The sequence below is a fragment of the Pseudomonas sp. LBUM1676 genome (assembly GCF_059695605.1).
Map to the genome: position 1 here is coordinate 5,274,691 of NZ_CP166777.1, position 13,514 is coordinate 5,288,204.

The 13,514-nt window shown below is 60.9% G+C and carries 7 protein-coding genes and 2 pseudogenes; 4 read left to right on the forward strand and 5 right to left on the reverse strand.

The window, feature by feature from the left end:
- The first annotated feature begins 9 nt into the window (after positions 1 to 9).
- The 3 genes and pseudogenes from ACA041_RS24340 to ACA041_RS24350 all read left to right on the forward strand — a co-directional run bounded on the left by ACA041_RS24340 (position 10) and on the right by ACA041_RS24350 (position 3,300).
- A pseudogene (locus tag ACA041_RS24340) lies at positions 10 to 815 on the forward strand (alpha/beta fold hydrolase).
- A gap of 3 nt (positions 816 to 818) precedes the next feature.
- Complete coding sequence (locus ACA041_RS24345; RefSeq protein ID WP_497438129.1) at positions 819 to 1,376, forward strand: peptidylprolyl isomerase; 558 nt, start codon at positions 819 to 821, stop codon at positions 1,374 to 1,376.
- 91 nt (positions 1,377 to 1,467) lie between these two features.
- A complete protein-coding gene (locus tag ACA041_RS24350) occupies positions 1,468 to 3,300 on the forward strand; it encodes an ABC transporter ATP-binding protein (RefSeq protein ID WP_497438131.1) in 1,833 nt (610 codons plus the stop codon).
- Here ACA041_RS24350 and ACA041_RS24355 read toward each other — a convergent pair whose 3' ends face one another.
- Positions 3,301 to 4,425 carry a GNAT family N-acetyltransferase gene (locus tag ACA041_RS24355; protein ID WP_497438134.1) on the reverse strand — a complete coding sequence of 375 codons (1,125 nt, stop codon included), beginning with the start codon at positions 4,423 to 4,425 and terminating at the stop codon, positions 3,301 to 3,303.
- 281 nt (positions 4,426 to 4,706) lie between these two features.
- On the opposite strand from ACA041_RS24355, the gene ACA041_RS24360 reads away from it, so the two are divergent.
- Positions 4,707 to 5,999: a putative porin gene (locus ACA041_RS24360; protein WP_497438137.1), complete on the forward strand. Its 1,293-nt coding sequence runs from the start codon at positions 4,707 to 4,709 to the stop codon at positions 5,997 to 5,999.
- A gap of 128 nt (positions 6,000 to 6,127) precedes the next feature.
- On the opposite strand, the pseudogene ACA041_RS24365 reads toward ACA041_RS24360, so the two are convergent.
- The 4 genes and pseudogenes from ACA041_RS24365 to aceK form a co-directional block, all read right to left on the reverse strand.
- Positions 6,128 to 6,205: pseudogene (locus tag ACA041_RS24365) on the reverse strand (outer membrane lipoprotein carrier protein LolA); the annotation flags it as partial.
- A 37-nt stretch (positions 6,206 to 6,242) separates the two neighbouring features.
- A complete protein-coding gene (locus ACA041_RS24370) occupies positions 6,243 to 7,364 on the reverse strand; it encodes a beta-ketoacyl-ACP synthase III (protein WP_497438141.1) in 1,122 nt (373 codons plus the stop codon).
- A gap of 279 nt (positions 7,365 to 7,643) precedes the next feature.
- Positions 7,644 to 11,555 (reverse strand): ATP-dependent RNA helicase HrpA, encoded by a 3,912-nt coding sequence (gene hrpA / locus ACA041_RS24375; protein WP_497438144.1) that lies wholly within the window; start codon positions 11,553 to 11,555, stop codon positions 7,644 to 7,646.
- Between the two features lie 194 nt (positions 11,556 to 11,749).
- Entirely contained in the window at positions 11,750 to 13,468 is a 1,719-nt protein-coding gene (gene aceK / locus ACA041_RS24380; protein WP_497438146.1) for a bifunctional isocitrate dehydrogenase kinase/phosphatase, read from the reverse strand.
- Between the last annotated feature and the right edge of the window lie 46 nt (positions 13,469 to 13,514).

Sequence of the window (13,514 nt, forward strand, 5' to 3'; positions counted from 1 at the left end):
AGTGTAGACATGGCCTATTTCGAACATGAAGGTTGCAACCTGCACTATGAGGAATATGGCCACGGCGCGCCGTTGCTGCTGGTCCACGGGCTGGGCTCCAGCACCCTGGACTGGGAAAAACAGATCCCCGCCTTGTCGGCGCGCTACCGGGTAATCGTCCCGGATGTACGCGGCCACGGGCGCTCCGACAAACCCCGCGAGCGCTACAGCATCGCCGGGTTCAGTGCCGACCTGGTCGCCCTGATCGAGCATTTGAACCTTGGCCCGGTGCATTATGCCGGCCTGTCCATGGGGGGCATGATCGGTTTTCAACTGGCGGTGGACCAGCCGCAGCTGCTCAAGAGCCTGTGCATCGTCAATAGCGCGCCCGAGGTCAAGTTGCGCAGCCGCGACGATTACTGGCAGTGGTTCAAGCGCTGGAGCCTGATGCACGTCCTGAGCATGGGCGCCATCGGCAAAGCCCTGGGGGCCAAGCTGTTTCCCAATCCCGAGCAGGCTGAATTACGGCAAAAAATGGCCGAACGCTGGGCAAAAAACGACAAACGTGCTTATCTCGCCAGCTTCGATGCGATCATTGGCTGGGGGGTGCAGGAACGACTTTCCAGGGTTACCTGTCCAACCCTCATCGTCAGCGCCGACCGTGACTACACACCGGTGTCGCTGAAAGAGACGTACGTCAAACTGCTGCCCGATGCGCGGCTGGTGGTGGTCGCCGATTCACGCCACGCCACCCCGCTGGATCAACCCGAACACTTCAACCAAACCCTGCTCGAGTTTCTCACCGCAGTCGATACCACCACACTCAGGATCACTGACCCATGCTGAAAAAAATCGCCCTCGTCGCTGGCTCCGTTCTGTTTGCCGCCAACCTGATGGCCGCTACGCCCGCCAAGGCGCCGCACGTGTTGCTGGACACCACCAACGGCCAGATCGAAATCGAACTGGACCCGGTCAAGGCCCCGATCAGTACCAAGAACTTCCTTGAGTACGTCGACAGCGGCTTCTACAACAACACGATCTTCCACCGCGTGATTCCGGGCTTCATGGTTCAGGGCGGTGGTTTTACCCAACAGATGCAGCAGAAAGACACCAAGGCTCCGATCAAGAACGAGTCCAAGAACGGTCTGCATAACGTCCGTGGCACGCTGTCCATGGCCCGTACCTCTGTGCCGGATTCGGCCACCAGCCAGTTCTTTATCAACGTCAAGGACAACGACTTCCTGGACCAGGGCGATGGCTATGCTGTGTTCGGTAAAGTCGTGAAAGGCATGGATGTCGTGGACGTCATCGTCAACTCGCAAACCACCACGCGTGGTGGCATGAAAGATGTGCCTGCCGACCCTGTGTTCATCAAGTCGGCCAAGCGCATCGACTAAGACCAACATGCACAGGGAGTGTTGAGCGGCCGCCGGTCTGCGGCGCCGCTCATGGTTTTTTAAGGAGAGCCCGTGCGCGGGCGGAGAACCGATGCTTTATCGCCGTTTTGAAAAACTGATCGACATCTTTCGCGACGCCCCGACGGCGGCGCCGCCGGATCGGGTTCTCCCTTTCTATTCCTATTACCTGAAACAGGTCTGGCCGAGTTTCGCCGCCCTGCTGATCGTCGGCCTGGTCGGCGCGCTGATCGAAGTGGCGCTGTTCAGTTACCTGAGCCGCATCATCGACCTGGCCCAGGGCACCCCCAACGTCAACTTCTTCAAGGAACATGGCATCGAGCTGGCCTGGATGGCGGTGGTCGCGCTGATCCTGCGCCCAGTGTTCGTCGGCCTGCATGATTTGCTGGTGCACCAGACCCTGAGCCCCAGCATGACCAGCCTGATCCGCTGGCAGAACCACAGCTATGTGCTCAAACAGAGCCTGAATTTCTTCCAGAACGACTTCGCCGGGCGCATCGCCCAACGCATCATGCAAACCGGCAACTCGTTGCGCGATTCGGCGGTGCAAGCGGTGGATGCGCTGTGGCACGTGCTGATCTACGCCATCAGCTCGCTGGTGCTGTTCGCCGAAGCCGACTGGCGCCTGATGATCCCGCTGCTGACCTGGATTGCCGCCTTCATCGGTGCCCTTTGCTACTTCGTGCCGCGGGTAAAAGAGCGCTCGGTGGTGTCCTCCGATGCCCGCTCCAAGCTCATGGGGCGGATTGTCGACGGCTATACCAACATCACCACCCTGAAGCTTTTCGCCCACACCAACTTCGAACAGCAATACGCGCGCGAAGCGATCAAGGACCAAACCGAAAAAGCCCAACTGGCCGGCCGGGTGGTCACCAGCATGGACGTGGTCATCACCAGCATGAACGGCTTGCTGATCGTCTGCACCACCGGCCTGGCCCTGTGGCTGTGGACGCAGTCGCTGATCACCGTGGGGGCGATTGCGCTGGCCACCGGCCTGGTGATCCGTATCGTCAACATGTCCGGCTGGATCATGTGGGTGGTCACCGGCATTTTCGAAAACATCGGCATGGTGCAGGACGGTTTGCAGTCCATTTCCCAGCCGGTCAGCGTGACCGACCGCGAGCAGGCCAAGTCCTTGGTCGTTCCCCGGGGCGAGGTCCGTTTCGAGCATGTGGATTTCCACTACGGCAAGAAGAGCGGGATCATTGGCGACCTCAACCTGACGATTCAACCCGGCGAGAAAATCGGCCTGATCGGCCCGTCCGGCGCCGGTAAATCGACCTTGGTCAATTTGCTGTTGCGCCTGTACGACGTGCAGGGCGGACGAATCCTCATCGACGGCCAGAACATCGCCGAGGTTGGCCAGGAAAGCCTGCGCGAACGCATCGGCATGATCACCCAGGATACGTCGCTGCTGCACCGCTCGATCCGCGACAACCTGCTTTACGGCAAACCCGACGCCACCGACGCCGAGCTGTGGGAGGCGGTACGCAAGGCGCGGGCGGACGAGTTCATCCCGTTGCTGTCGGACTCCGAAGGGCGCACCGGTTTCGATGCGCACGTGGGTGAACGCGGGGTGAAACTGTCCGGCGGCCAGCGCCAGCGCATCGCGATTGCCCGGGTGCTGCTCAAGGACGCGCCGATCCTGATCATGGACGAAGCCACCTCGGCCCTGGATTCGGAGGTCGAAGCGGCAATCCAGGAAAGCCTTGAAACCCTGATGCAGGGCAAGACCGTGATCGCCATCGCCCACCGGCTCTCGACCATTGCCCGGATGGATCGGCTGGTGGTGCTGGAAAAAGGCACGATCGCCGAAACCGGCAGCCACGCCGAACTGCTGGCCCATGGCGGGTTATATGCGCGGTTGTGGCAGCACCAGACGGGTGGGTTTGTCGGGATCGATTGATCATTCCTGCCGATAAGGCAAGGCGGTTCGCGCGTCCTCGGCATACGCCAGCACACCGACGCGCTCCTGGCGCAGGAAATCCTTGACCGCGGCCTTCAGGCCGGGATGGCGCAAGTAGTGCCAGGAATGGGTGATCACAGGCTCGAAGCCGCGAATCAACTTGTGTTCACCCTGGGCCCCGGCGTCGAAACGCTGGAAGCCATTGGCAATCGCATAGTCCATGCCCTGATAGAAACAGGTCTCGAAGTGCAGGCGGTCGAACTCCGCCAGGCATCCCCAGTAGCGACCGTAAAAGCTGTCGCCCCCCACCAGGCTGAACGCCATGGCCACCGGCCGTGATCCCTGCTTGGCCAACACCACGCGAATCGCTTCCGGCATCCGTTCGGCCAACAGGCTGAAAAACTCCCGGGTCAGATAAGGCCTCTGCCGCCGCACCGCGTAGGTGTTGGCGTAGCAGGCATAGACAAAATCCCACTGCGCCTGGTCCAGCTGCCGACCTTCAAGCCATTCGAAATCAATGCCCTGCCCTGCCACTTGCTCGCGTTCCTTGCGCATCTGCTTGCGCTTGCGCGAACTGAGGGCGTCGAGGAAATCCTGAAAATCGCGATACCCGCGATTCTGCCAGTGGTACTGACAGCCGATGCGCTGCAACCAGCCGGGTTGTTCGGCCAGTGCGGCGTCGGTGAAAGGATCGGTGAAATTGATGTGGGCGCTGGAGAGTTGTTCAATTTCAAGGTAGCCGGGCAGGCTCTTGAGCAGTTCAAAACCGTCTTCGAGGGTGGCCGCCAGCAACCGCGGCCCGCTGACCGGGCTGAACGGTACGGCGGTCAGCAGCTTGGGGTAATAGTCGATGCCGGCACGCTCGCAGGCATCGGCCCAGGCGTGATCGAACACGTACTCGCCATAGGAATGCCACTTGCGGTAACTGGGCAACGCGGCGATCAAGCGGTCACCGTCCATGTGCAACAAATGCTCGGGCTGCCAGCCGGAATGCGGGGCGACACTGCCGCTGTCTTCCAGCGCGCCGAGAAAGGCATGGCGCAGAAACGGCTGGTTATCCGGTACCAAAGAGTCCCAGGCGTGCGGAGCGATATCGGACATGTTTTCCAGACGTTGCAGCGGCATCAACTTCCTCTCCACTTCTTAGCGTGAAAGCCCCGCGAGTATCGCTTATCGCGGCGCCATCCACACGATCTATCCGACCGCAATGCTCTGGAAAAGGGTTTTCAGGTGCATTCGTACCGTCATCGAGACGCCATCACTTTGCCACTGCATTGTAATAATCCATCGCGATACTGGCGCCAGTTTTTAGAGCGTCGGGTTCTACCCGGCCACTGTTTTCCGTCCTCAAGGGTCGGTTGTGTCCTGGATGGCTCAGTCATCCTCTTACATCTTCGGAGATTGATATGCGTCTTGCTTCCACGAAAACTGCGGCAGCCCTATGTGGCGGCTTTCTGTTGGCCATGAGTGTTCCGGCCAGCGCCGCAGTCGACGCCAAACTGCTCGACATGCTCAAGGCCAACGGTTCGATTTCCCAAGCGCAGTACGCCGAACTGCAGGCCGAACTGGCCAAGGATCAGAAAGAACAGCAGATTGCCCGTCAGGCGCAACAAGAGACCAACGAACAAATCGCGGCCACTGCGAAGAAAACCACTGAACTGAGCACCTTCGACCAGAAACTGGCCTGGGCCGCCAAGACCCAGTTCAAGGGTGACGTGCGTTTCCGCCAGGAAACGGTCAAGAACGATGGCGTTTCCAACAGCGGCGACCAGGATCGTCAACGGATTCGTGCACGCCTGGGTGCCTACACCGAAATCAATCCGCAAGTGGACACCGGCATTCGTATCGCCACTGGCAACAACAACGATGCCCGCTCCACCAACCAGAGCCTGGAAGGCAACTTCTCCAAGAAAGATATCTGGCTGGACCAGGGCTACGTCGACTACCACCCGACTGCCATCAAGAATCTGCACTTGATCGGCGGCAAGATGCCGCAACCCTGGGTAAGCATGGGCGACATCATCTGGGATAGCGACATCAGCCCGGAAGGCCTGGCCGTGACTTACAAATACCCGCTCGGCAGCACCGCCGAGCTGTTCGGTAGCGCCGGCCACTACACCCTCCAGGACAACGTCGACGGCGAAGGCAAGCAATTCCGTCACGACCTGCGTCTGTACGCTGGCCAGTTGGGCGCACGCTTCGCTATCACCGACAACCTGAAAATGACCCTGGGTGGCAGTCTCTACGCCTACGACAACGACAACGACACCGCTACGCTGGCCATCAACGGCAACAGCGCGGGCGAAGAATTCAAAGTGTACGAAGGCTTTGGCTCGCTCGACATCGGCGGTCTGCCAATGCCGCTCTCGTTGTACGGCCAGATCGTCAACAATGACGACGCCAGCAACGATCAGGACATGGGCTGGCTGGCCGGTGTCAAAACCAAGTTCTACGGCTTCGGCGTGGACTACAACTATCGCGACATACAACGTAACGCCGTGGTCGGCGCTTTCACAGACTCCGACTTCGCCAACGGTTTCACCGGTTCGCGCGGCAGCAAGTTGAAAGTGAGCTACGAGATCGACAAGAACTTCGCCCTCGGCGCGACGTACTTCATGGCTGACTCCGACTACACCAACGCCACCCTGCGGGACTCGAAAATCAACACCCTGCAGCTGGACGCAGAAGCCAAGTTCTGATCTTGCGTTTTACGACTCGGGCAAGGACGCCCGGGTTGCATTTTTACAGCCTGGCGTTGCTGCATCGGTCCCCATCATCCGTCCGATGCAGCAACGCCAGGCTGTTTTGTTATCGCCTCACCCCCCCCTGTAGGAGCGAGCTTGCTCGCGAAAAACCGGAGAGCGCCGCGGGGTGTCAGGTTCCCATCACTATCGTTAACGACCATCGCGAGCAAGCTCGCTCCTACAGGTCTGCGGGGATAATCAACGCTTGCGCAAAATCACACTACCAATCGAGTAACCCGCGCCGAACGAGCTGAGCACCGCCAGCGACCCGGCCGCCAGATCATCCTGGTGCTTGTGAAAAGCAATCACCGAACCCGCAGAACTGGTGTTGGCATAGGTATCGAGAATCACCGGTGCTTCTTCTTCAGTGGCTTCGCGGCCCAGCAGTTTTCTGACAATCAGGTGGTTCATGCTGAGGTTGGCCTGGTGCAGCCAGAAGCGCGTCACGTCAGTAACGTTGAGCTGGTTTTCTTGCAGATGCGTTGCAATCAGCTCGGCCACCATCGGGCAGACATCCTTGAATACCTTGCGGCCTTCCTGGACGAACAGTTTGTCCTTGGCACCGATGCCCTCTTGCGCCGCGCGGTTGAGGAAACCGAAGTTGTTACGGATGTTGTTGGAGAACTTGGTCAGCAGCTTGGTGCTGACGATGTCGAATTGATACTTGGACGTCGCCAGGTCAGCCCGTTCGATGACCACGGCCGTGGCGGCGTCGCCAAAGATGAAATGGCTGTCGCGGTCGCGGAAGTTCAGGTGACCGGTGCAGACTTCCGGGTTGACCATCAGGATCGCCCGGGCCTGGCCCAGTTGCACGCTGTTGGCAGCAGTCTGGATGCCGAAGGTCGCCGAGGAGCAAGCCACGTTCATGTCGAAGCCAAAACCCTGGATGCCCAATGCTTCCTGGACTTCGATGGCGATGGCCGGGTAGGCGCGTTGCAGGTTGGAACAGGCAACGATCACGCCGTCGATGTCCGCGGCGGTCTTGCCGGCACGCTGCAAGGCTTGTTCGGCGGCGCCGATGGCCATCTGGCAAAGCACCGACCACTCCTCATTCGAGCGCTCCGGCAGGCGTGGCGCCATGCGTTGCGGGTCGAGGATGCCGTCCTTGTCCATGACAAAGCGGCTTTTGATGCCAGAGGCTTTTTCGATGAATGCCGCACTGGATTCGGTCAAGGCTTCGACTTCGCCGCGGGCGATGGCCTCGGCGTTGTCGGCGTTGAACTGCCCGACGTACGTATTGAAAGACTGCACCAGCTCTTCGTTGGAGATGCTGTTGGCCGGGGTGTACAGGCCGGTGCCGCTGATGACGACATTATGCATGGTCGTTTCTCTGATCTGTTCAGGCAGAAAGCGTTGGCACCGACGTACCAACACACAAAGGGTCTATTCCCATCCGGAGGGACGCAAACCTGGCATCGCATTATTCCGGCCCGCTGGCGACCGTGGAGGCGCAAAACCGCGGGGGCGGTATTTATAGGCGCGAAGTTTGCCATAACCGTTGGGTTTTGGCGCCATTTTGCTGGATGCCCCCCACCTACAGGCAATACAAAAACCTGTGGGAGCGAGCTCGCTCCCACAGGTATTGCACAAGCCTCGGGTTTACGGTTCGACCTGGCCCCACTGCTTGCTCAGGCGCTTGTCGGAGATCGGCACCTTTGTCCCCAGCTGCTGGGCGAACAGCGACACCCGGTATTCCTCCAGCCACCAGCGATACAGCTCCAACTGCGGATCGCGCTTGCCTTCCTGTGCGTGCTTGTTGGCGCGGGTCTGGTATTGAGCCCAGAGGCCGGACAGTTCGCCGCTCCAGACCCGGTCCTTCTGCACCTGGGCGCCGAGTTTTTCGAAGCGCTGTTCGATGGCCTTCAGGTAACGCGGCAACTCCTTGAGCCACGGCATCGGCGTTTCACGCACGAAACCCGGATACACCAGATGGCTGAGCTGCTGCTTGATATCGTTCAGGGCCACGGCTTGCGCCAGGTCGATCTTGCCCTTGAAGCGTTTTTGCAGACCGTGCCAGAGCTTGAGAATTTCCAGTGTCAGCTTCGCCAGCCGTTCGGCGTGCTCGGTCCAGCCGCCGCGCTTGCGTTCGGCCAGTGCCGCCAGCGCGGCTCCATCGCGCGGCAACGGGTCTTCGCCGTCGAGGATGCAGCTGTCGAGGCTGGCCAACAGGATGTCTTCCACCAGGCTGTCGATACGCCCCATGTCGCGGTACATCAGGCCCAGTTCGGTCAGCCCCGGCAACTTGCCACGCAGGAACTTCGCCGGCTCGGCCAGCTGCTGCATCAGCAGACGTTGTAAGGCCCGACGATGCTGGAATTCGGCTTCGGCCGGCGTCGAGAAACGCCCCTCCTTGACCGTGCCGCTCTCTTCCACCAGTGCCGGATACACCGTCATCGACAGCCCGGCGATTTTCTGTTGAGTCTTTTCAGCCACGGCGGCAAAGACTTTCGCCTCCACCGGCTGCTGGCTTTTCGCGGTTTGCGGCACGGCCAGGGCGGCCTGACTGGCCTCGGCAAAGCGTGCGGTCAACTCGGCCAGGTCGCGGCCTTCACCGAGGAACTTGCCCTGGCCGTCGACGATTTCCAGGTTCATCCGCAAATGGCTGTCGACCTGCTGCGCCGCTTCGGCCCAGGCTTCGTCGCTGACCCGCGCGCCGGTCATGCGCAGCAGCTCGCGGCCCAGCGCCTGGGGCAAAGAGCCTTCGGCAAAAGTCATGCGCTGCAACGCGGCTTTGACGAAGTCCGGCACCGGCACGAAATTCTTGCGCAGGGCCTTGGGCAGGTTGCGCACCAGCGCGATGCACTTGGCCTCGATCACGCCCGGCACCAGCCATTCCAGGCGTTCCGGCGGCAGCATCGGCAACAGCGGCGCCGGCACACGCAGGGTCACGCCGTCCCGTGGATGGTTGGGCTCGAAGTGGTAACTGAGGGCCAGTTCCAGGTCGCCGATGTGCAAGGTGTCCGGGTATTGCGTAGCAGTGACTTCGCTGGCTTCGCGGGCCAGCACGTCTTCTTCGCGCATGATCAGCAGCTGCGGGTCTTTCTGGCTGTTGACCCGGTACCAGCTGTCGAAGGTCGCGGTCTGGTGGATCTCGGCCGGCAGTCGCGCGTCGTAGAAGGCGAACAGGGTTTCTTCGTCGGCCAGAATGTCACGGCGACGGGCCTTGGCTTCCAGTTCGTCGAGTTGCTCCAGCAGTTGTTTGTTGGCCGCCAGGCATTTGGCTTTGGACTGAATCTCGCCACGCACCAGCCCTTCGCGGATAAACAGCTCGCGGGACACTACTGGATCGACCGGCCCGTAATGCACCGGCCGGCGACCGACCACGATCAACCCGAACAGGGTGATCTGTTCGAAGGCCACGACCTGGCCGCGTTTCTTCTCCCAATGGGGTTCGAAGTGGTTCTTCTTGATCAGGTGCCCGGCGAGCGGCTCGATCCAGTCGGCGTCGATCTTGGCCACCATCCGCGCATAAAGCTTGGTGGTTTCCACCAGTTCGGCGGCCATCAACCATTGCGGGCGCTTTTTACCCAGCCCGGAGGATGGGTGAATCCAGAAGCGGCGCTGCCGGGCACCGAGATAATCGCCGTCCTCGGTTTTCTGCCCGATCTGGCTGAGCAGGCCCGATAGCACGGCTTTGTGCAGTTTCGGGTAATCCGCCGGCTCTTTATTGAGGCTCAGTTGCATGTCGCGGCAGATCAGGCTCAACTGCCGGTGTGAATCGCGCCACTCGCGCAGGCGCAGGTAATTGAGGAAATTCTTGCGGCACCAGTTGCGCAACGGACTCGCCGTCAGCGCCTGGCGCTGCTCTTCAAAACCACGCCACAGATTGACCAGCCCGGCGAAGTCCGAGTCCACGTCTTTCCATTGCGCGTGGGCCTGATCCGCCGCTTGCTGACGTTCCGGCGGACGCTCGCGCGGGTCCTGGATCGACATGGCGCTGGCGACGATCAGCACTTCCTGCAAACTGCCGAGTTTCGCCGCTTCCAGCAGCATGCGACCCATGCGCGGATCCACCGGCAAGCGTGCCAATTGGCGACCGAGCGGGGTCAGTTGGCTGTTGCGGTCCACTGCCGAAAGCTCTTGCAGCAGGTTGAAACCGTCGCTGATGGCCTTGCCATCCGGCGGCTCGATAAACGGAAAGTCGGTGATCTCGCCCAGGCGCAGGTGCAGCATCTGCAAAATCACCGCCGCGAGGTTGGTGCGCAGGATCTCCGGGTCGGTAAATTCCGGACGACCGATAAAGTCCTCTTCGCTGAACAGCCGCACGCAAATGCCCGGTTCGACCCGCCCGCACCGGCCTTTACGCTGGTTGGCGCTGGCCTGGGAAATGGCTTCGATGGGCAGACGCTGGACCTTGGCGCGATAGCTGTAGCGGCTGATGCGCGCGGTGCCGCTGTCGATCACGTAACGAATGCCCGGCACCGTCAGCGAGGTTTCGGCGACGTTGGTCGCCAGTACGACTCGGCGTCCCGGGTGCGACTGAAAAATCCGCTGCTGCTCGGCCGGTGACAGGCGCGCATACAGCGGCAGGATTTCGGTGTGCTTGAGCTGGGCCTTGCGCAACATGTCCGCCGCGTCGCGAATCTCCCGCTCGCCTGGCAGGAACACCAGCACATCGCCCGGGCTCTTGCGCTCGCTGCGTTCGAAGGCGGCGATTTCGTCGAGGGTCGCCAGAATGGCCTGATCCACCGTCAGGTCATCTTCGACGCGGTTGCCCTCTTCGTCCTGCTCCAGGGTCAGCGGGCGATACCAGGTTTCCACCGGGAAAGTGCGACCGGAGACTTCGACAATCGGCGCGTCGTCGAAGTGCTTGGAAAAGCGCTCCAGGTCGATGGTCGCCGAGGTGATGATGACTTTCAGATCCGGACGGCGCGGCAACAGGGTTTTCAGGTAGCCGAGCAGGAAGTCGATGTTGAGGCTGCGTTCGTGGGCTTCGTCGACGATGATCGTGTCGTAGCGTTCGAGGTAGCGGTCGTTCTGGGTTTCCGCCAGCAGGATGCCGTCGGTCATCAGCTTGATCAGGGTGTTGGCATCGCTTTGATCTTCGAACCGCACCTGATAGCCGACCAGCGCGCCCAACGGCGTGCCCAGCTCCTCGGCCACCCGACTGGCCACGCTGCGGGCAGCGATCCGGCGCGGTTGGGTATGGCCGATCAAACCATGCTGGCCGCGGCCGATTTCCAGGCAGATCTTCGGCAACTGCGTGGTTTTACCCGAACCGGTTTCGCCCGCAATGATCAGCACCTGATGCTTGAGCAGCGCCGCCTTGATTTCATCGCGCTTGGCGGCGATCGGCAGGCTGTCGTCATAACGCACCACCGGCAGGCTGGCACGCCGCGCCAGCACCTGATCACAGGACGCCTGCATGCGCGCCACCCACTGGGCCAGTTTGGCCTCGTCAGGTTTCTTGCGCAGCTCAAGCAACTGCCGCCGCAGCCGGTGGCGGTCGGCGAGCATGGCGTGATCGAGGTTTTTCAGCAGTTTGTCGATAGAAGGCGATTCGTCAGTCATCAGGTACGCAATAAGTCGTCTAGTGGCGCAGGGGGGCGATTGTCGCAGATTTTACGACCGCTGCGCGGCCGTTCGCGAGCAGGCTCGCTCCCACATTGGATCTATAGCGATCACAAAATCGAGGGCGCCACGGGCAAATGTGGCAGCGAGCCTGCTCGCGAAGGCGTCGGCCCTGTCAACACCACCTGTGCGCCCTACTCGTTATCCCGGCCCTTGCGCCGATACGGGAACACGTCGATCACTTTGCCGGCGCGAATCGCCTCCTGCAGGCTTTTCCAGTAGTCGGCGTTGTACAGCTCGCCATGCAACTGATCGAACAATTTGCGCTGGCCGAAATCGGCAAACAGGAACGGCGGGAATTCTTCGGGGAACACATCCAGCGGCCCGATCGAGTACCACGGCTCGGAGGCCATTTCGTCCTCCGGGGTTCGCGGTTGCGGGATATGGCGGAAGTTGGCCTCGGTCAGGAAGCAGATTTCGTCATAGTCATAAAACACCACGCGCCCGTGACGGGTGACGCCAAAGTTCTTGAGCAGCATGTCGCCGGGAAAGATGTTCGCCGCCGCCAGTTGCTTGATCGCCATGCCGTAATCTTCCAGCGCCTCGCGCACCTGCGCCTCGTTGGCGTTCTCCAGGTAAAGGTTCAGCGGCGTCATCCGCCGTTCGGTCCAGCAGTGGCGAATCAGCACCGTGTCGTCCTCCACCGACACCGTGGACGCGGCCACTTCAAGCAACTCTTCCAGGCACGCCGGCTCGAACTTGCTCAAGGGGAAACGAAAGTCGGCAAATTCCTGGGTATCGGCCATGCGCCCGACCCGGTCGACGCTTTTCACCAGGCGGTATTTCTCGATCACCGTGGCGCGATCGACGTTTTTCGATGGCGAGAAGCGGTCCTTGATGATCTTGAATACGGTATTGAAGCCCGGCAGGGTGAACACGCTCATGACCATGCCGCGCACGCCGGGAGCCATGATGAACTGGTCGTCGGTGTTGGCCAGGTGATTGATCAGTGCCCGGTAGAACTCGGATTTGCCGTGTTTGTAGAAGCCGATCGAGGTGTACAGCTCGGCGATGTGCTTGCCCGGCAGGATGCGCTTGAGGAAACCGATGAATTCCGCCGGCACCGGCACGTCAACCATGAAATAGGAACGGGTGAAGGAGAAGATGATCGACACGTCCGCTTCATCGGTGATCAGCGCATCGATCTGAATCCCGCGGCCTTCACGGTGCAGCAGCGGAATCACCAGCGGCCACTGCTCGTCCTGGGTGTAGATGCGCCCCACCAGGTACGCACCCTTGTTGCGGTAGAGCACCGAGGAAAACAGTTCGACGCTCAGCTCCGGGTCCTTGCACACCCAGTCCGGCAGGTTTTCACGCAATTGCCCTTCGAGACGGCATAAGTCACCGTGCAGGTCGGCGTAATCCTCGCTGAAGCGGTAATCGGCGAAGATGCTGGCGAGCATGCCGGACAGCTGGCCCTGGGGCTTATAGGTACGGGTTTGCGCCGCGCGGGCCCGGCGCAGGCTTGGCCGGGTGGTGTGGATGAACATGCAGCCATCGCTGATCAGGTCGTGGCTGAACAGCCCGCAGAAGATCGAGTTGTACCAGGTCTCGGACAACTCATCGTCGAAGCGCAGGTCGATCAGGGTGATGTAGGCGCTCTTGACCAGTGGCCAGCAACTGACGTCCAGCGTGTCGGCGTCAAACGCGATGCGCAGGCGTGCCACCGTTTCACTGACCTTCTCTTCGTACAGATTGATCCGCGCGGCCGAAGCGACCTGTGCCTCCTGCCACTTGGCCTGCTCGAAGCGCGCCCGGGCGCCGTCGGTGATCTGGCGGAAATGCTCGCGATAATCGTCAAAGCCATCGAGGATCATTCGAGCGATGTCGGCGGCTGGCCATTGCTGCGGCATAGGTAAAACCTCGGCGGCTGGTGCTGATCGTTGGAGCCTGAGCTTA